General features: G+C 41.2%; 21 protein-coding genes and 1 pseudogene. 3 read left to right on the forward strand and 19 right to left on the reverse strand.

The window, feature by feature from the left end; genetic code table 11:
- Positions 1-82 precede the first annotated feature (82 nt).
- From HT698_RS01125 to HT698_RS01205, 17 genes and pseudogenes are all read right to left on the reverse strand, one after another.
- Entirely contained in the window at positions 83-298 is a 216-nt protein-coding gene (locus tag HT698_RS01125) for a YozE family protein (protein ID WP_001232084.1), read from the reverse strand.
- 8 nt (positions 299-306) lie between these two features.
- Positions 307-1161 (reverse strand): RNA-binding virulence regulatory protein CvfB, encoded by an 855-nt coding sequence (cvfB, locus tag HT698_RS01130; RefSeq protein WP_001095435.1) that lies wholly within the window; start codon positions 1159-1161, stop codon positions 307-309.
- 62 nt (positions 1162-1223) lie between these two features.
- Complete coding sequence (frr, locus tag HT698_RS01135) at positions 1224-1781, reverse strand: ribosome recycling factor (RefSeq protein ID WP_173218259.1); 558 nt, start codon at positions 1779-1781, stop codon at positions 1224-1226.
- 20 nt (positions 1782-1801) lie between these two features.
- A complete protein-coding gene (gene pyrH / locus HT698_RS01140; protein WP_000002995.1) occupies positions 1802-2527 on the reverse strand; it encodes a UMP kinase in 726 nt (241 codons plus the stop codon).
- Positions 2528-2610: 83 nt separating this feature from the next.
- Positions 2611-3945: a methylenetetrahydrofolate--tRNA-(uracil(54)-C(5))-methyltransferase (FADH(2)-oxidizing) TrmFO gene (trmFO, locus tag HT698_RS01145; protein ID WP_173218511.1), complete on the reverse strand. Its 1335-nt coding sequence runs from the start codon at positions 3943-3945 to the stop codon at positions 2611-2613.
- Positions 3946-4079: 134 nt separating this feature from the next.
- The gene (gene rsmI / locus HT698_RS01150; protein ID WP_173218257.1) at positions 4080-4949 is read right to left on the reverse strand and encodes a 16S rRNA (cytidine(1402)-2'-O)-methyltransferase; all 870 of its coding nucleotides are present in this window, start codon (positions 4947-4949) and stop codon (positions 4080-4082) included.
- Positions 4950-4951: 2 nt separating this feature from the next.
- Positions 4952-5269 (reverse strand): DNA replication initiation control protein YabA, encoded by a 318-nt coding sequence (gene yabA / locus HT698_RS01155; RefSeq protein WP_000358227.1) that lies wholly within the window; start codon positions 5267-5269, stop codon positions 4952-4954.
- 39 nt (positions 5270-5308) lie between these two features.
- Positions 5309-6199: a DNA polymerase III subunit delta' gene (locus HT698_RS01160; protein WP_173218255.1), complete on the reverse strand. Its 891-nt coding sequence runs from the start codon at positions 6197-6199 to the stop codon at positions 5309-5311.
- Entirely contained in the window at positions 6196-6834 is a 639-nt protein-coding gene (tmk, locus tag HT698_RS01165) for a dTMP kinase (RefSeq protein WP_164226002.1), read from the reverse strand. The genes HT698_RS01160 and tmk overlap by 4 nt, the downstream gene beginning before the upstream one ends.
- A 229-nt stretch (positions 6835-7063) precedes the next feature.
- Complete coding sequence (gene proC, locus HT698_RS01170; protein ID WP_173249608.1) at positions 7064-7861, reverse strand: pyrroline-5-carboxylate reductase; 798 nt, start codon at positions 7859-7861, stop codon at positions 7064-7066.
- 3 nt (positions 7862-7864) lie between these two features.
- Positions 7865-9127 (reverse strand): glutamate-5-semialdehyde dehydrogenase, encoded by a 1263-nt coding sequence (locus tag HT698_RS01175; RefSeq protein ID WP_173218251.1) that lies wholly within the window; start codon positions 9125-9127, stop codon positions 7865-7867.
- A gap of 9 nt (positions 9128-9136) precedes the next feature.
- Positions 9137-10246, reverse strand: coding sequence for a glutamate 5-kinase (proB, locus tag HT698_RS01180; protein ID WP_240147146.1), 1110 nt, complete (start codon positions 10244-10246; stop codon positions 9137-9139).
- Between the two features lie 99 nt (positions 10247-10345).
- Positions 10346-12229 (reverse strand): phosphorylcholine esterase CbpE, encoded by a 1884-nt coding sequence (cbpE, locus tag HT698_RS01185; protein WP_173218247.1) that lies wholly within the window; start codon positions 12227-12229, stop codon positions 10346-10348.
- A gap of 5 nt (positions 12230-12234) precedes the next feature.
- Positions 12235-13386: pseudogene (locus tag HT698_RS01190) on the reverse strand (MBL fold metallo-hydrolase); the annotation flags it as partial.
- A 2-nt stretch (positions 13387-13388) separates the two neighbouring features.
- Complete coding sequence (locus HT698_RS01195; RefSeq protein ID WP_173218245.1) at positions 13389-14276, reverse strand: RluA family pseudouridine synthase; 888 nt, start codon at positions 14274-14276, stop codon at positions 13389-13391.
- The gene (gene lspA, locus HT698_RS01200; protein ID WP_173218243.1) at positions 14266-14727 is read right to left on the reverse strand and encodes a signal peptidase II; all 462 of its coding nucleotides are present in this window, start codon (positions 14725-14727) and stop codon (positions 14266-14268) included. The genes HT698_RS01195 and lspA overlap by 11 nt, the downstream gene beginning before the upstream one ends.
- Positions 14724-15632, reverse strand: coding sequence for a LysR family transcriptional regulator (locus HT698_RS01205; protein ID WP_001025693.1), 909 nt, complete (start codon positions 15630-15632; stop codon positions 14724-14726). Before HT698_RS01205 ends, lspA begins: the two co-directional genes overlap by 4 nt.
- Between HT698_RS01205 and HT698_RS01210 the strand changes: the two genes are divergently transcribed.
- Entirely contained in the window at positions 15625-15822 is a 198-nt protein-coding gene (locus HT698_RS01210; protein ID WP_173218241.1) for an AraC family transcriptional regulator, read from the forward strand. The two genes, HT698_RS01205 and HT698_RS01210, sit on opposite strands and share 8 nt — an antisense overlap.
- 52 nt (positions 15823-15874) lie before the next feature.
- Here HT698_RS01210 and HT698_RS01215 read toward each other — a convergent pair whose 3' ends face one another.
- Both HT698_RS01215 and HT698_RS01220 read right to left on the reverse strand, forming a co-directional pair.
- Complete coding sequence (locus tag HT698_RS01215) at positions 15875-16546, reverse strand: CPBP family intramembrane glutamic endopeptidase (RefSeq protein ID WP_173218239.1); 672 nt, start codon at positions 16544-16546, stop codon at positions 15875-15877.
- A 41-nt stretch (positions 16547-16587) separates the two neighbouring features.
- The gene (locus HT698_RS01220; protein ID WP_173218238.1) at positions 16588-16809 is read right to left on the reverse strand and encodes an SP_0924 family bacteriocin-like peptide; all 222 of its coding nucleotides are present in this window, start codon (positions 16807-16809) and stop codon (positions 16588-16590) included.
- A gap of 270 nt (positions 16810-17079) precedes the next feature.
- On the opposite strand from HT698_RS01220, the gene HT698_RS01225 reads away from it, so the two are divergent.
- Together HT698_RS01225 and HT698_RS01230 are read left to right on the forward strand one after the other, a co-directional pair.
- A complete protein-coding gene (locus tag HT698_RS01225; RefSeq protein WP_173218236.1) occupies positions 17080-17889 on the forward strand; it encodes a Cof-type HAD-IIB family hydrolase in 810 nt (269 codons plus the stop codon).
- Between the two features lie 141 nt (positions 17890-18030).
- Complete coding sequence (locus tag HT698_RS01230; protein ID WP_173218234.1) at positions 18031-18939, forward strand: ATP-binding cassette domain-containing protein; 909 nt, start codon at positions 18031-18033, stop codon at positions 18937-18939.
- Positions 18940-18946 lie beyond the last annotated feature (7 nt).

The raw sequence follows: 18946 nt of genomic DNA on the forward strand, positions 1-18946 counted from the left end.
AAAGAACCTCTCTAATCCGTTTATTTCTTTTTATTATAGCAAAGGGATGGAGAAATTACTAGCCCAAACCCAATGAATCATGCTAGTGTTCTAAGTATTCTTGCCAGATAGCGTCAAAGTCACCTAGGTTAAAAGAGAAACTGGCATGCTCCTCCAAAAAGCGACTGACCTCATCAAAATCGTCTGTGTGTTTTGGAAAAGCTGACTCTTCAAAAGCGAGGTCTGCCAATATAGCCTTGGGACTGTTACTTTTAGGATTGCGCTCAGTCATGAGCCATGTGTAAAATGATTTTCTCATATGTCACCCTAAATCAACTCTGTCCCAAACTGGTCTTGCTTGATTTTACCAGCCTTCATCAAGCCACCGAGTGCTTTCTTGAACTGACCTTTAGAGATACCAAAGGTTGCTTTGATGTCATCTGGAGATGACTTATCATTTAAAGTCATGAAACCGCCATTGCTTTCCAAATAAGTCAAAATCATCTGAGCATCATTTTCCAACATTTCAAAAGAACGTGGTTTGAGGGAGAGGTTCAGAGTGCGGTCCACTTCGCGGAAACCAATGACACGCGCATCTAAGACTTGCCCCAAACGTGGCTCTGCATAGCGTTCGCTAGGATGGATAAAGCCAAGCATGTTATTCTCTGGCAGATATACAAAGGTCCCTGACAGCTTGAGGCGGTAAACAATGGCTGGCCAGTTTTGATTCTGCATGTTGTTGTAAGCAGGACGAGCCAGACGTTGGAAGTCTTCTTGATAGGCCAAGAGTCCCCAGATACGGTCTTTCTTGTCCACTTCAAGACGGATGTAGAGTTGGTCGCCCTTCTTAGGCCAGAGTTCCTTGAGCTCAGGGAGAATATCGAGTGACACAACGATTTCCTTGTCAGGAAGTCCTGTATCCACAAAGACACCCAAGTCTTTACGAACTTCCGTTACAGTTCCCCAACCAAATTGGTCCTGAGTGGCAGTCACTTCTATGGTTGTCAGGCGGAGTTTTTGCTTCATATCCGTGTAGGCAAAACCTTTGACCGTATCCCCTACTGTATGTTGACCTTCTTCCTTGGCAAGAGCATAGGTTTGACCATCCTTTTGCACAAAGTAAAAACGGTCGTTTTCATCGATGATCAGTCCAACGATAAAACTTGCAAGATTTGTATTCATATTTCCTTCTTTCGAATAAAACTCAGCCAGCAATGCCAACTGAGTTTTTCTGTTTTTTATTTTTAGACTTCCAAAAGTTCTTTCTCTTTGTTGGCAGTCATGTCGTCGATGTGTTTAACAGCATCGTCTGTTACTTTTTGAATGTCTTTTTCAAGAGTCTTCAATTCGTCTTCAGTGATTTCTTTTGCTTTTTCTTGTTTCTTAGCTTCGTCCATAGCATCGCGACGGATATTGCGGACAGCCACTTTAGCATTTTCGCCGACCTTCTTCACTTCTTTAGCAAGGTCACGACGAGTTTCTTCTGTCAGAGCAGGGATAACCAAGCGAATCACAGAACCGTCATTAGTTGGTGTGATACCAAGATCAGAAGCGTTCAAGGCACGTTCGATGTCTTTCAATGAAGACTTGTCAAATGGTGTTACCAACAAAACACGCGCTTCTGGAATCGTAATTGAAGCGATTTGGTTAAGAGGAGTTTCTACTCCATAGTATTCTACATGTACACGGTCAAGCAAGCTTGCATTGGCACGACCAGCACGGATACCACCAAATTCACGAGCAAGTGATTGGTGAGACTGGGTCATTCTCTCTTTAGCTTTTTCAATAATTGCGTTAGCCATAATCTTTCTTATTCCTTTTCTTAGATATTATTTGAAACTGTTGTTCCGATATTTTCGCCAAATACGACACGTTTGATGTTGCCTGGTTGGTTCATGTTGAAGACAACCAAGTCAATGTCGTTATCCATTGAGAGGGTTGAAGCTGTTGAGTCCATGATACGAAGACCTTTATTGATAACGTCACGGTGGGTCAATTCTTCAAACTTAACGGCTGTCTTGTCTTTCTTAGGATCGGCATTGTAAACACCATCGACACCGTTTTTAGCCATAAGAATAGCATCTGCTTCGATTTCAGCTGCACGAAGGGCCGCTGTTGTATCGGTTGAGAAGTAAGGTGAACCAATTCCGGCACCAAAGATAACGATACGGCCTTTTTCAAGATGACGAAGGGCACGTCCACGGACATAAGGCTCTGCCACTTGTTGCATAGCAATAGCTGTTTGCACACGTGTATCAACCCCAACTTGTTGCAATGAATCTGCCATCACAAGAGCATTCATAACAGTCCCAAGCATCCCTGTGTAATCTGCCTGAACGCGGTCCATTCCTGCTTCAGCAGCAGGTTCTCCACGCCAGAGATTTCCTCCACCAATAACAAGGGCAATTTCGATACCTAAGCTATGAACTTCTTGAATCTCTTTTGCGATTGTTTGAACTGTTTGGATATCAATCCCTACGCCACGTTCACCGGCAAGGGCTTCACCTGATAACTTGATTAAAATACGTTTATACTTGGGATTCGCCATTTTCACTCTCCTTTTTTTATCCTACCTATTTTATCACAATTTCTAAGATTTTTATAGTATCATGAGCAATTCTTTCAAAAAAATTAGAACGTTAAAAATTCCTCTAAGTCGCTAAGAGCACGCTCTGCAATTTTTTCATAACGAGCCTTCTTATCACGGATACGTTCGCCTTCCAACTCCTTGATAATCCCAAAGTTGACATTCATTGGTTGGAAATGCTTGCTGTCAGCATGGGTGATGTAATGAGCCAGACTTCCAATCGCTGTTGTCTCTGGGAAAATAGCCTCGCTTTCTCCCTTGAAGAGACGAGCAGCGTTAATACCCGCAACTAATCCTGACGCTGCGGACTCAACATAGCCTTCCACACCCGTCATCTGACCAGCAAAGAAGAGATTTGGTTGTTTCTTAGAACGGTAAGTCTGCTCAAGAAGATTTGGTGAATCCATGTAAGAATTGCGATGCATAACACCATAACGGACAAACTCGGCATTTTCAAGACCTGGAATCATTTGGAAGACACGCTTTTGTTCTCCCCATTTGAGGTGGGTCTGAAAACCAACAATATTGTATAGGCTACCAGCTGCATTATCCTGACGAAGTTGCACAACCGCATAAGGTGTTTTAAATTCTCCATCACGAGGTCCTGTGTAGTCGTCTGGATACTCCAAACCGACTGGTTTCATAGGACCATAAAGCATAGTTTTAATGCCACGTTTGGCCATAACTTCGATAGGCATACAGCCTTCAAAGTACTTTTCTTTTTCAAAGGAATTGAGCGGTGCTTCTTCTGCATTGACCAAGGCTTCATGGAAATCCATAAACTCCTGCTTGGTCATGGGAGCGTTGAGATAAGCGGCTTCTCCCTTATCATAACGAGACTTGAGATAAACCTTGCTCATATCGATAGTGTTGACATCGATAATAGGCGCTGCCGCATCGTAGAAATAGAAACCATCGCCATCATTAAGGGCATGAATCTTTTCAGCCAAGGCATCGCTAGTCAAAGGACCAGTAGCGACAACCGTAATAACATCTGTCGGCAATTCTGTAATTTCATCACGCACCACTTCAATCAAGGGGTGGTTGGCCACTTTTTCGGTCACCATTTGGGAGAAACCATCACGGTCCACCGCAAGCGCTCCTCCTGCAGGAACACGAGTTGCTTCAGCAGATTCCAAGATAACAGAACCCAAGCGACGCATTTCTTCCTTGAGGAGACCAACAGCATTAGTCAAGGCATCCCCACGCAAGGAATTAGAACAAACTAACTCTGCAAAATTATCTGTTTTGTGTTGAGGTGTTGACTTGACACCACGCATTTCATAAAGTTTAACTGGAATACCACGTTCTGCAATTTGGTAGGCTGCTTCAGAACCTGCCAAACCAGCACCGATAACATTGATATAAGATTGAGACACGACACTAATACCTCTTTGGGTGGGACGTAAGTCCATATCAAAACACCCCACTGGACTGTTTGACACCCACAAATCTTTCTATTTTTTTCTTCTACTAGTATAACAAAAACAGGGAAGAAGGCAAACTTCCCTGTTTAGTCATTTTCTTCCCATTCGTGGTAGGCAGCATAAAGCTGGCTTTTATTCCACTGGTAAATCTTAGCGACTTCCTTGATAGCTTGATTTTTCTTCATGCCTTGCTGAATACGGGCTTGGATTTCTAAGAACAAATCTTCCTCGTCTTTTTCTTCCACATCCTGACTGGCACCTTCAACGATGAGAAGGCATTCACCCTTGAGTGGCGTTTCAGAAATGCTTTCCAGCAATTCAGAAATGGTACCTCTTTGGTATTCTTCATAGATTTTGGTCAATTCCCTGACCAAGACGACCGAGCGATCATCGTAGACTTCTAGCATATTTTCCAACGTATCCGCCACACGATGGGGGGATTCATAGAAAATCTGTGTTTCAGAATAGTCTTTTTTCAAATCGAAAAATTGCTTTTGCTGGCCTGATTTTCTTGGTAAAAAGCCGTAAAAGATATGTGGCTGTGGCGCTAAACCACTGGCAATCAAGGCAGAAATCCCTGCAGAAGCACCTGGGACTGTGACAACCGCAATTTCTTCCTCAATAGCTGCCTTAACCAAATCATGACCAGGGTCTGAGATACTAGGCAGACCCGCATCGGATACTTGAGCAATACTTTTCCCTGCTTTCAGGAAACCAATCAAATCAGGAATCTTTTCCTTGGCATTGTGCTCATGAAAACTAATCTGCTTGGTAGAAATGTCAAAATGCTTGAGCAATAGACCTGTATTGCGCGTGTCCTCAGCCGCAATCCAGTCCACTTCTTTCAGGGTTTGGATGGCGCGAAAGGTCATATCATCTAGATTGCCAATCGGTGTTGCCACTAGATACAGCTTGCCATAGGGAGACTGCCTCTTAAAACTTTTTTGAATCTGCATGTTTACTCCCTGTATAACAACTCGTCACAGAACATACATTCTTCGTCCTGTTCTCGACGTTGTCCATAAAAATCATTACATACGTGAAATCCGTCTTTGTAAATGCGACGAACACTTTCACGAACATGCTTGGCCTTGACAGGAGCATCTGCTTCCACCTCACCTAAGCGTTCGCGCAACTTAGAATTTTCCAAGCGAAGAGCTGTATTTTCTTCTACCAAGCTCTTGAGATTTTTCTTGATGGCTTCCACATCAGCTAAGGTTACCAATAACTGTTGGGAAAAATCATCCAGCGCGTCAAATAATTCTTTTTTGTCCATAAACCAGCCCTTTCCTTTCTTTATCATTCATTTTTTAGTTTATATTTCTTTCAAGACCAGATATTCCATGGCATTTTGAAAGCTGACATTAGTTTCCCACATTTTTCTAGCTTCTAGCAAATCTTGTAGAATCACCCTTACTCTTGCTTGCAAGAGGTCCTGCCCACAGAGCACTTCAAGAATCCGTAAAACCTGATCCTGCTTTTCCTTGTCATCTGCCAAGCTAGCTAGTTTGGCAACTTGCAAATAACTTTCTTTTTTCTTAGCTACTAACCAAGTCAGCAGGCGTTCACTTTCATCGACCAAGGTCCAAAAACTTGCCTGATTGGCTAACTTTTCTGCTTCAGCTCGCGATTGACTAAACTGGGCTAATAGAGTTGCTTTTTTCTTAACCAGCCCCATTTGTTCTAAGAGCAAGATGAGCTTCTCTTCTTGCTTTTTAAAGTGAAAAATCTGGGTCCGACTTCGGATTGTCGGCAACATCTTTTCCTCATCGCTAGTCAAGAAGAAAATATAAACCTCACTCTGGGGTTCTTCGATGACCTTGAGCAAAGAATTGGCTGCGTTAGGATGCATTTTCTCAGCTTGCTCGATAATAAAGACCTGTTGCTGACTTTCAATCCCTGCTTGGGAAAACTGACCCACCAATTCCCGAATGCGTTCTGTCTTAATGACCTGATTAACTGGCTTAATCAAGGTGACATCTGGAAACTCTTCCTGTTCAATCAGCTTGCAATTTCGGCATTTCTCACATGGTAAGACGCCAACTTTATCCGTACAAAAGAGGCTCTTAGCTAAAAATTGCGCCATTTCCAAACTTCCAAAGAAACCTGAAAAGAGGTAGGCATGATTGAGCTGGTCTTGCTCCAAGATACGGACAAAGCGGTCAAACTGATCTGGCTGCCAAGCCTTTAGTTGATCTTGTTTCATTTGGCCAAGCCCATTCTGTCAAACAAGACAGCCTTGGTAGTTTCCACAACTTGCTCAAAAGGAAGACTAGCATCAATCTTGACAATGCGATTTCCCTCTTTATCCAGAAGAGAAAGGTAACCGTGACGGACTTTTTTATGCAAGTCCAACCCTTCCAAGTCCAAACGATTGACCTCACGATTGCTATTAGCAGCAATGCGAGCCAGTCCGTCTTCCACCTCAATATCAAAATAGAGTGTCAAATCGGGTTTGAGGCCATCTGTCGCAAACTGGTTAAGCCAGTCAATGGCTTCAATGTCCAAGCCACGACCAAATCCCTGATAGGCAACCGAACTATCGATGAAGCGGTCCATAATGACCAACTTGCCAGCTTCAAGTGCTGGAAGAACTTTTTCCACCAAGTGCTGTCTGCGACTGGCAATATAAAGAAGCAACTCTGTCTTCGCATCCATCTGAGTATGACTTGGATCCAAAATTACTTCCCGAATCTTCTCCCCAATCAAGACTCCGCCAGGTTCACGGGTCGTCAGCACCTCTACCCCTTTTTCCTCTAAAATTGGGAGCAGAGCCTCTAAAACACTGGTCTTTCCTGCTCCCTCTGGTCCCTCAAGAGAGACTAAAAATCCTTTTGACATGTCTAACTCATTTCTTTTTTACTACTTCTATTCTATCAAAAAAATAGAGGTTTGTGACAATCTTTTTTGTCTTCTCATTTCATACTCAATGAAAATCAAAGAGCAAACTAGGAAGCTAGCCGCAGGTTGCTCAAAACACTGTTTTGAGGTTGCAAATGGAAGCTGACGCAGTTTGAAGAGATTTTCGAAGAGTATCAACCACCATAAAAGAGGCAGACAAATCCACCTCTTATTTACCTAATTCTTGTGTTCGTTTATAGGCTTGATGAACTGCATCCATGACTGTTCCTCGAAAAGCATGCGCTTCTAAGCTTGCTACACCAGCGATAGTCGAACCTCCTGGGCTGCAGACTTGGTCTTTCAATACTCCAGGATGCTCTTGGCTTTCTAGGACCAATTGACCAGCTCCTACCACAGTTTGAGCCGCCATTTTCAATGCTGTCTCTCGTGGCAATCCAGTCTGAACACCTGCATCTGCCAAGGCCTCAATAAAGAGATAGACAAAGGCCGGCCCACAGCCTGCAAGACCTGTCGCTGCATCGATTAAGCCTTCACTGATTTCAAACAATAAACCGGCATGTTGTAAAAGTTGACAAAAGACTTCCTTATCATCTGCTTGGCAGTTGGCTGACAAGGTATAACTAATGACTCCTTGACCAATAGAAGCAGGGGTATTTGGCATCATACGAATAATTCTGTGTTGATTTGGGATAAGACTTGCTAGTTTTTCTAAAGTCAATCCAGCTGCCATGGAGATTAAAAGAAGACATGCTCGCTTTTCAAGGATAGTATGGTATTGAGAAAGCAGTTCAGAAAACTGAGCAGGCTTAACTCCTAGAAAAATCACATCTGCTTCTGCAAAAATTTCTTCATTGCTGGAAGCCTGACCACCAAAGTTGGCGATGAAAGCATCCACCTTGTCTTGGCTACGATTGGCAAGGAGAATCTGAGCACCCGTCTTGGCCTGCAAAACAGCCTTGGCCAAACTAGCACCCATATTCCCCAATCCGATAAATCCAATCTTCATCTCTTACTCCCTTATCTGTCCGTCACCAGTAACCACATACTTGTAGCTAGTCAATTCTTTTAAGCCCATTGGACCACGCGCGTGCAGTTTCTGAGTAGAAATTCCCATTTCACAACCCAGACCAAATTGGCCTCCATCTGTGAAACGAGTTGAGGCATTGACATAAACCGCTGCAGAGTCCACTTGATCTGTAAAGTAAGCTGCAGCTGCAGCGTTTTCCGTCACAATGGCATCCGAATGATGAGTACTGTGTGCTTCAATATGCTCGACGGCTTCCTCAAGACTTGAAACTACTTTAACAGCTAGGACATAGTCCAAAAACTCGGTGTCAAAGTCTTGATCCTCAGCTGCTTGGCCTGAAACAAACTGACTTGCTTTGCTATCCAAGCGGAATTGAATTGGTTCCAGTCCAGCTTCCTTACGCTCTGTAACTAGAACTTGCTCCAAGCGAGGAAGGAAGCTTGCTGCCTTGTCTTCATGAACCAGCAGAACCTCCATGGCATTGCAGACAGAAGGACGACTTGTTTTAGCATTGTTGATGATAGACAGTGCCTTGTCGTCATCTGCGTCCTTATCGACATAAACATGGACAATCCCAGTTCCTGTCTCGATAACGGGTACGATAGCATTCTCAACTACGGCATTGATCAAACCAGCTCCTCCACGAGGAATGAGAAGGTCTAGATAGCCCTTTGCCTTCATCATGGCATAGCTGCTTTCTCGGCTGGTATCTTCCACCAGTTGAATCACATCTGGGTGAATAGTAGTCGTCTCCAAGCCCTTCTTCAAGGCTGTGACAATAGCATGTGCTGTTTGATAGGCATCCTTACCACTACGAAGAACAACTGCATTTCCACTCTTAAGAGCCAAAGCAACCGCATCAGACGTCACATTTGGACGGCTTTCATAGATTATACCGATAACACCCATGGCCACACGTTTCTTGGTGATAACCAAACCATTTTCAAGCTGACTTGTTTCTAAAACTTCACCGATTGGATCTGGTAAAGCAACCACTTCACGAATACCAGTTGCCATCGCTTCTATACGACCTGCATCCAAATAAAGACGATCCAGCATCACATCTGAGATTTTACCTTTGGCCGCTTCCATATCAAGGGCATTGGCTGCTAAAATTTCCTCTGTAGCAGCTACTAAGTGATCAGCCATGGCTAGCAAGGTTTGGTTTTTCACGTCTTCACTAGCTGTATTGATTGATTTTTTAACAGCCTGTACCTGTTCAAATTGTTCTTGTGTACTTACCATAGTTTACCTCTAAAATTCTGTAAAGAGTAGTTGGATTTCAGGAGTAATGGAAATCCAGTCATCACGGTGAATCAAGACCCCCTTGGCTTTTTGAAAACGCAACATATCCTCCAAAGCAGATGCACCAAATTGCACACGCCCTTTTCCAAGTGATTTTCCACTTTCCTTGTCAAATACTGTCACGATATCACCGTAAGAAAAGGCTCCTTCTGCTTCAACAACACCAGATAAGAGAAGACTCTTTCCATGTTGGGAGAGAGCTTCTGCAGCCCCTTTATCAACCCAAATAGAACCTTGACTCTGAGCATAAAAGGCCAGCCATTGTTTCTGGGTACGAAGTCCTTTCTCTTGAGCAACAAAGTAGGAACCATCCTTGGTCTCCTCAGCTGCCTCAATCATGGCATCTGACTTCAAGGATGAGCAGATATAAACAGGAACTCCTGATTCCGTCGCGATAGTTGCAGCTTTGATTTTGGTTAACATGCCCCCTGTACCATTAGACGAACCTGCTCCACCGGCCATATCAATAATCTCACGATTGATAGTCTCGATTTTCTCCAAGCGTTTTGCTCTTGGATCTGAATTAGGATTTCCTGTATATAGACCGTCTACGTCTGTCAAGAGGACCAAAAGATCTGCTTGGACCATAGCTGCTACCTGGGCACTTAGAGTGTCATTGTCCCCGACCTTGAGCTCATCAATGACGACACTGTCATTCTCGTTAATAATAGGAATCGCCCCACGGCTAAGTAGAACTGACAAGGCTTGATGGGCATTTTTATAACGACGCTTATCCACAAAGTCGTCCTGGGTCAGCAAGATTTGTGCAGAAACGATTTGGCGCAAGAGAAGATTGGTCGTGTATTCTTCCAACAAAAGCCCTTGCCCTACCGCTGCTGAAGCCTGCTTATCAGCAATCTTAGTCGGACGCTTTTTAAATCCTAAGGCCCCAAAACCAGCCGCAATGGCACCTGACGACACCAAAATCAATTCATGACCAGCCTCGTGCAACATAGCCAACTGCTGGGTAATAGCCTTTACCTTACTACGTGATAAACTTCCATCCTCATTTGTCAGAGAAGAAGTCCCCACCTTAAAGACAATCCGTTTGTATTTCATAGTCTCACTCCGATTCTTCATATTCATCCATTATAACATGAATGACAGGAAATAGAAAAGAGTTGATAGAAAAAGAAGGCCCTAAAACCTTCTTTTTTACTACTGTTCTGATTCCGATTTGTTTGTACTCGTCTCAGAGCTTTTTGAAGTTGATGAAGTAAAATCTTGCCTAGTTGATGAACTTGCAACACTTTCATGTTGACTCGTTTCTTGATTTTCAAGATCCTTTTTCACTACTTCTTTAGATTCTTTTATTTCTGAATTACTTGTAGTTTTAATTGTAGCAGATTTCTCTACCGGAACATCCACTAACCAGGCACCACTTGAATCAACAGTATAGCCTTCTGGTGTCTTACCGTTCACAAGCAATTGACCATTTTCTTTCAAGAAGTACCATTTATCCTTGTCCTTGATCCAACCCACAGCTCGTGAACCGTCTTCCTTATAGAAATACCAATCGTTTGCCTTTTTAAGCCAGCCTTGCTTCATAGCTCCTGATTCTTCTAGATAGTAATGTTGACCTGCAACTTCTATTTCACCTGTCTTCATAATACCAGTAGAATTCATATAGTACCAAGTTTCTTTATCTTTTACCCAGCCCGTTTTCATTTCTCCTGATTGAGCAAAGTAATACCATTGCCCCTTATATTGAAGCCAACCTGTTTGCAGCGAACCATCCTTGGATAAATAATAATTCTGACCTCCAGTATTTACCCAACCAATTTCCATCTGATTTTCTTTGTTGAAATAATACCAGATTCCATCAATTTTCTTCCAATTTTTAGAAGAAGCACCAGAGTCTGTCAAATAGAACCAATGATTGTTCCATTTTTTCCATTGATTCTGTAACAAGATACCCGTTTGGTTAAAGTAATACCATTCACCTTCGATTTCATTCCAACCGACAGCATACTCTCCTGTAGAATCAGGTGCTTGATACCACCAATTCCCATACGCACTCTTATGCCAACCAGCTTGAAAACTTGGAATCGGCTTGTAGGAAGTTGAAATGTTTACTAAACCGTCTTTTCGAATATCAAAAACTGTTGCATCATAGTCTTTGCTGGCTGCGTTGATCCTCTCAATTCCTCGTTCTTTGAGCCAATTAACATACTCACTATCAACACCATTTTTCCAAGGTAGACTATCCGAAGTTTGAACAATCAAACTCGGACTCAAATTTTTAATGAAATCCTTGGTATTTGATTTGTTTGTATCATGGTGATGATTAAACTTCATCAAATCAACTTTTCCAATAAGAGGTCCATACTTATCTTCCGCTCCATGCACATTATCTAAGTCGCCCCCAAGGTAAATTTTCTTGCCATTGACTTTCACTACACTAATCAGGGAATTGGAATTGTCATCCCAAATTTTCTTTAATTCACCTGATGAATCAGTTTCATTTTCATAGTTATAGAGTTGAATATCCATGTCCCCAAACTGAAAATGAGCATCTTCCTGTGTGATGTTTTGAATAACTGAAACACCTTTTTCTGAAGCAGTCTGTAAAACCTTATCATAACCGTACAGATTATCCCATAGACGTTCAGAATTAGTAATACGACTATCACTATATTTTTTAAGATAGACTCGGTCAACTGGATAGGTAGACAGTAATTCATCAACATTTCCAATATGATCACTGTGGGTATGGGTCACCAAAATAAAATCAAGTTTTTGAACACCCAATTCCTTCAAACGACGAAAGACACGGTCTGTTAGAACATGCTTATAAGACGTTTCAATTCCTTCTCTCCATGGATAACGAGAATCACTTCCATCTGGGAAATCATAATCTTCTCCTGTATCCACCATGGCAAAATGTCCATTGCTTTCAAGAATAATCGCATCACTGCCACCTTCTTGAACATTGATAAAGTGAATTTTATTTCCTGAACTTTCTTGAGCTTGAACATTTCCATACCATGACAAACCTAAAAAAGCGCCTGCAAGTGCTAAACTAATCAATTTCTTTTTCATTATTGCTCTATTAGAATTCCTTTTTGATTAAAATAATATCTTTTTCCATCAATTTCGTTCCAACCGATAGAATAATTTCCTGTAGAATCTGGTGCTTGGTACCACCACTCGCCATTAGATTTCTGATGCCATCCCGAAACAAACGATGGTATTTTTTTATATTGTTTACTTATATCAACTATGCCATTTTGTCTAATATCAAAAACAGTTGCATCATATTCTGTACTAGCTGCATTTATTCGCTTTATCCCTAAACTATCTAACCATGCTATATATTCAGGGTTGTCTACAATAGGACTATCATAAAAACCTGGAACAGCATCACTTGTCTGCACTATGATTTCTGGAGATAGATTTAATATAAAGTTTTTTGTATTTGATTTTTCGGTATCCTTATGATGATTAAACTTCATCAAATCAACTTTTCCAATGAGAGGACCATACTTGTCTTCTGCTCCATGAACATTATCTAAATCGCCCCCAAGGTAAATTTTCTTACCATTGACTTTTACCACGCTAATCAAGGAATTAGAATTATCATCCCAAATTTTCTTTAATTCACCCGATGAATCAGTTTCATTTTCATAATTATAGAGCTGAATATCCATGTCCCCAAACTGAAAATGAGCATCTCCCTGTGTGATGTTTTGAATAACTGAAACACCTTTTTCGGCGGCAGTCTGTAAAACCTTATCATAACCGTACAGATTATCCCATAAACGTTCAGAATTAGTAATACGATTATCACTATATTTTTTAAGATAGACTCGGTCAACTGGATAGGTAGACAGTAATTCATCAACATTTCCAATATGATCACTGTGGGTATGGGTCACCAAAATAAAATCAAGTTTTTGGACACCCAATTCCTTCAAACGACGAAAGACACGGTCTGTTAGAACATGCTTATAAGACGTTTCAATTCCTTCTCTCCATGGATAGCGAGAATCACTTCCATCTGGGAAATCATAATCTTCTCCTGTATCCACCATGGCAAAATGTCCATTGCTTTCAAGAATAATCGCATCACTGCCACCTTCTTGAACATTGATAAAGTGGATTTTATTTCCTGAACTTTCTTGAGCTTGAACATTCCCATACCATGACAAACCTAAAAAAGCGCCTGCAAGTGCTAAACTAATCAATTTCTTTTTCATTCTTACTTCCTTAATTTCTCCAAGGTTTCCTTAAATATCTCTGGGATATCTGCTGTAAATTCCAAGGTCTCACCTGTTCTCGGATGGGTAAATCCTAGAGTCTTGGCATGGAGAAACTGTCCATGCCCCTTAAGTGTCTTGCGTGGACCATAGACTTCATCACCAGCGACTGAATGGCCAATATAAGCCATGTGAACACGAATCTGATGGGTGCGCCCTGTCTCCAGTTGCAACTCTACTAAGCTATAATCACCAAAGCGTTCCAAGACGTGAAAACGGGTAACTGCAGGCTTACCTTTAGCAGTCACAGCCTGTTTCTTACGGTCTTTTTCACTACGACCAATCGGTGCTTCAATGACACCGCGATCATTGGGCAAATTTCCATGAACAATCGCCCAATATTTGCGGAGAGACTTTTTATCCTTGAGTTCTTGGGCAAGTGCTAAGTGCGCCTCATCATTTTTAGCAATCATGAGAAGACCTGACGTATCCTTATCAATACGGTGAACAATTCCTGGACGCAGAACCCCATTGATACCCGACAAGTCCTTAATATGGTACATAAGGGCATTTACCAGAGTTCCACTAGTATGACCAGCACTCGGATGCACCACCATCCCCTGGGGCTTGTTAACGACAGCAACGTCCTCATCTTGGTAGATGATTTCTAGTGGAAGATCCTCAGCCACATACTCTAAAACCTCTGGCTCTGGCACATGGTAAGTGACGACATCGCCCTCTTGGACAGTGTATTTAGCTTTCTTGACTTGGCCATTGACCAAGACCTGTCCTGATTTAATTTGTTCATTCGCGAGACTGCGTGATAATTCTGTTAAATCCGACAAAGCCTTATCTAAACGCAGGCCACCAGTTTCAATTTTAATTTCCATTTATTTCCTCTTTTAGCATTGCAATCAATAAAATAATCACTCCAACCGTCAGATAGCTATCTGCCACATTGAAAATTGCAAAATTGATAAAGTCAAGGTGGATCATATCCACAACAAATCCCTGACTCACCCTGTCAATAAAGTTTCCAAGACCACCTGCGATAATCAAGGTCAAACCCAAGACCATCCAAAGTGAGTTCTCCATGTGTTTATGTAGATACCAAATGGCACCTACCACGACAACCAGAGTAATGACAGCGAATAAGAACTGCTGATCTTGTAAGATAGAAAAGGCTGCCCCTCGATTTTGCAGGTAGGTCAAGCTAACGAAATTGGGAATCCAAGAACGAACTTCACCCAGTGGAATCTGTTGGACGATATAGGATTTAACCAACTGATCCAGACCAATCAAAAGCAGTACAATGACTGCCACTATTCCTCTTTTTTTCATGATTTCCTCTTCTGATCAAAATATTCTTGCATGACTTCTACGAAGAGAGTCCCAGCTTGACTCAGCTCCACTTCTTCACGTTTAACATAGACCATGCGATTATCTAGGTTATCCTTGAGACGAATAACTGTGATGCCATTCACACTGTCACTATCTAAAAATCCAGAACCTGTTGCATAAGCATCCGTCCGCTCCAAAATGCCATTTAAGGTGGCACGGTCTGTCACATTGAACATCTGCGAGCTCGCACTAGTATCAACAAAGTTCTCTGAATAATAAAGGTACTCATCTTTCTCTTGAGTGAAACGAACCGTTGGTAAATCCGCTAAATCCTCCATGACTAATTCCTCTTTCTGGGCTAAAGGATGACCCTCACGGAGATAAATATGGGTATGGAAAGGAATCAATTCAATGACCTCCAGACCTAGCTTTTCAACCCGTTGCATAATCCCCTTTTTATTTTGATTGTTGAGGTAGATAATCCCAATCTCACTATGCCCTTGCGCTACTTCGTCTAAGATTTGAACAGTAGTTGATTCAAAAATACGAAAGTTCTTATAATCAGGATAGCGCTCTGAAAAAGCCGTAATCGTCGGTGGCAAGAAGTCATAGTGCTGACTAGCAATGGAAAATTCATCTTTTTCTTCCTCAGGATTGGCATACTGATTTTGAAAAATATCAAATCCTTTAACCAATTCTTGCGCTTTTTCATAGAATTCCATACCACGACGGGTCAAGAAAGTCCCTGAACTGGTCCGACGAAAAATCTTAAAGCCCAATTCTTTTTCCAAATCACGAACAGAAATAGACAGACTCGGCTGACTAACATACATCTTTTCAGCAGCTTCACGAAAAGTACCGCTATTGGCAATGGCAACAACATAGCGTAATTGTTGAATGTTCATCTTCTACCCCCAACTTCTTTATCTTTTCATTATACCATATTTTAGAAGTTTTCCAAAAAGTAAAAAAGAACATCCTATTCTTCTTAACTATCTTCACTATCTGCCTTTCTCAAGCCAATCTTATTTTCAAAATCAATTCAAAAAAATAACTGGATACACACCACTCCAATATCGAAAAGAAAAACGTTGACTATTTGTGAAAAAAAGAAAATGCCGGAAAGTTCCGACATTGTTTTAGTAAGCTAACTTCCTGAAAATAGGAGTAACCATACATTCCAGAAGGCAGTGATATTGATGAGAATATGAACTAGTATTGGATAGTAGAGATTTTTTGTCATGCGATACAGTAGAGCTAAAATGAGACCTCCACTAGCATAAATGAAAAAAGCAAGAGGTGTTAAAGCAAAATTGATATGAATATAACCGAAAATAATAGCAGAAAGCAAGACATCTCCGTACCAAGGCGAGTTTTTGAAAAAGGTTGTCATAAGCACACCGCGGTAAATCAACTCCTCAGCAATAGGGCCGATGAAGCAAGCTATGAGCAAGAAATAGGGTAATTCCTGTCTCCCCATCATTTCTATCGTTTCATTCAAAGAAATTTGATTTGAAGACGAGGGTATGAAATAAGACAAGAGGAAGTCAGACATATACAAAATGATGTAACCCAGTAAAAGGTAGATAAAGTGCCTCAGCTGCCATTTGAAATGAAAAGTCTTCTTTCCTGCAAAAACTAGTAGATAGATGACCGCTAATAAAAGACCTCCACTCTCCATCCAAAGCAGAATCTGAAAAAATTCACGACTTGCTGGTAGATAGGGCTTTGCGAGGTGATTGAAAATTCCCCAAAACCAAGTTGATTTGTAAAAAATTAAGGATAATGCTAGTAAAATCTGAATAATCCGTTTTTTCATATTAAATCCTCTGTTTTCTCCATATTCCTAATAAATTTTACTTAAAATCTCACAGGACTTCCTTTGCAAAGATGATTGCCTCCTCCAATATATCCTAAATCATAGGTTCCTCTGGGACAAAATCCATGAACCGGCATAGTTAATACCGGCTCTATTTGCCAAGGAAAATAACCATTAGGTTCTTTTCCATAGGGATCTGCTCCACCTTGTATCAGCTCTAATTCTTCATTTGTTAGATTTATATTTTTTGTCATTAAAATCATGATATATTTCCTCCGTTATTGTTTAGATTAGTTGAGTAATCTGATACTCATACCTACTTACAAAAAAACTATTTTAAGCTAGTTTTTTTATGCTTGTCTAGTTGCAACATTGACAATTTTAGTATAGCATATCTTGGCCAAATATCCTCTTCAAATCATGAATTGTTATCAAAACATCCTAAACTGTAAAATCAATTAGCCCCAAGCTTTCTATCAATTTCTTCTCCAAAATATGCTATAATAATACCAAAAGATAAAGAAGGAAGTCTTATGATTAAACTACTAGCCTTGGATATGGACGGAACCCTCCTCAATGAAGCCAAGGAAATCCCACAAGCTCATATTACTGCTATTCACCAAGCTATTGAAAAAGGTGTCAAACTGGTTCTCTGTACAGGTCGCCCGCTTTTCGGCGTCCTCCCCTACTATAAAAAACTGGGACTGGATCTCCAGAATGAGTATGTGATTGTTAACAACGGTTGCTCAACCCACCAGACAAGTGACTGGAGTCTGGTTGATTGGCAAGAACTCAGTCCATCTGACATCGAATACCTCTATGACCTAGCTGAAAAAAGTGATGTTCAGTTGACTCTTTTTGATGAGGAACATTATTTTGTCCTCGGTGGCAAGCCCAATCAAGTCATTGAAAATGATGCTAAACTAGTCTTTTCAGACCTGACTGAAATTTCTCTTGAGGAAGCGACTAGTGGTAAGTACCGGATGTTCCAAGGGATGTTTTTAGGAACAGAGAATCAAACTGACGATTTTGAAGAGCGTTTTGCTGGGGAACTCTGCCAAGGATTCAGTGGCGTTCGTTCACAGCCTGTCATTTATGAAGCCATGCCACTTGGAACGACAAAGGCTACTGCTCTTTCTCGACTAGCAGATATTTTGAAGATTGATTCCTCAGAAATCATGGCCATGGGCGATGCCAATAACGATATCGAAATGCTCCAGTTTGCAGGGCTGGGCATTGCTATGGGAAATGCCAGCGATTATGTCAAATCCCTAGCTGATGATGTTACAGCCAGCAACGAAGAAGACGGCGTTGCGCGTGCGATTGAGAAATATATTTTATAATTAAGAAGCCCAGTTCATATCAACTGGGTTTTGATATTTAAGAATTCCTAAAACTTTAGAAACTCTTTAGAAATGCTTGAGCTTTCTTTGATTTCTATGCTTTATACTAAAGTTATCAAAATAAATCAAAAGGAGAGAATCATGAAAACAGTACTCGACATTCATGGATTGTCCAAAAACTTTGACAAACAAGCTATCCTTCAGGATCTTCATCTAACGATAAGAGAGGGGGATATTTATGGACTTATTGGGAAGAATGGAGCTGGGAAAACCACCTTAATCAAAATCATTACGCAACTACTGTTTGCGGATAAAGGAACTGTTTCCCTCTTTTCTAGTCAATCGGAAAATGAGTGGACCAAGGCTCTATCTCGAGTAGGTTCTGTTATCGAATCACCCGTAGCTCATAATCACTTAACAGCCTACCAAAATCTGAAATATTACTGTATGATTCGTCATATTCCAAATGCTGATCAAGTCATTCGAGAAACGCTGGACTATGTAGGCTTGTCAGATACAGGTAAAAAAGTCTTTCGTGATTTCTCTCTAGGAATGAAACAAAGACTTGGGATCGCCATTGCTCTTCTATCCAAACCAGACTTCCTGATCTTAGATGAACCTATCAACGGTCTCGACCCAATCGGTATCAAAGAATTTCGTCTGATGATTCAACGGCTCAATCAAGAACAAGGGATCACCATTCTCATCTCTAGCCATATCTTGTCAGAACTCTATCTCCTAGCTAATCGTTTTGGTATTTTAGATCAAGGCAAGATTATCCGTGAAATCAGCAAAGCTGAATTTGAAACACTAAGTGAGGATTATATTGTGCTTAAGACAGCCGAGCAAGAGAAAGCTTGTCAAGTATTGAAAGAACGAATCCAGCTCCAGTTCAAGGTTGTTAATCCAGAAAATGAAATCCATATCTTTGGTCAGGAACAAGATGTCAAACAGATTCTCAAAGAATTAACCTTGGCAGATGTTGCCATTGACGAGATTTACTATGCTCGTCAAAACCTAGAAGAATACTTCACTCAATTGGTCCAATAGGAGAAAA

Source organism: Streptococcus sp. 3109 (genome assembly GCF_013276905.1).
Taxonomy (GTDB): Bacteria; Bacillota; Bacilli; order Lactobacillales; family Streptococcaceae; genus Streptococcus.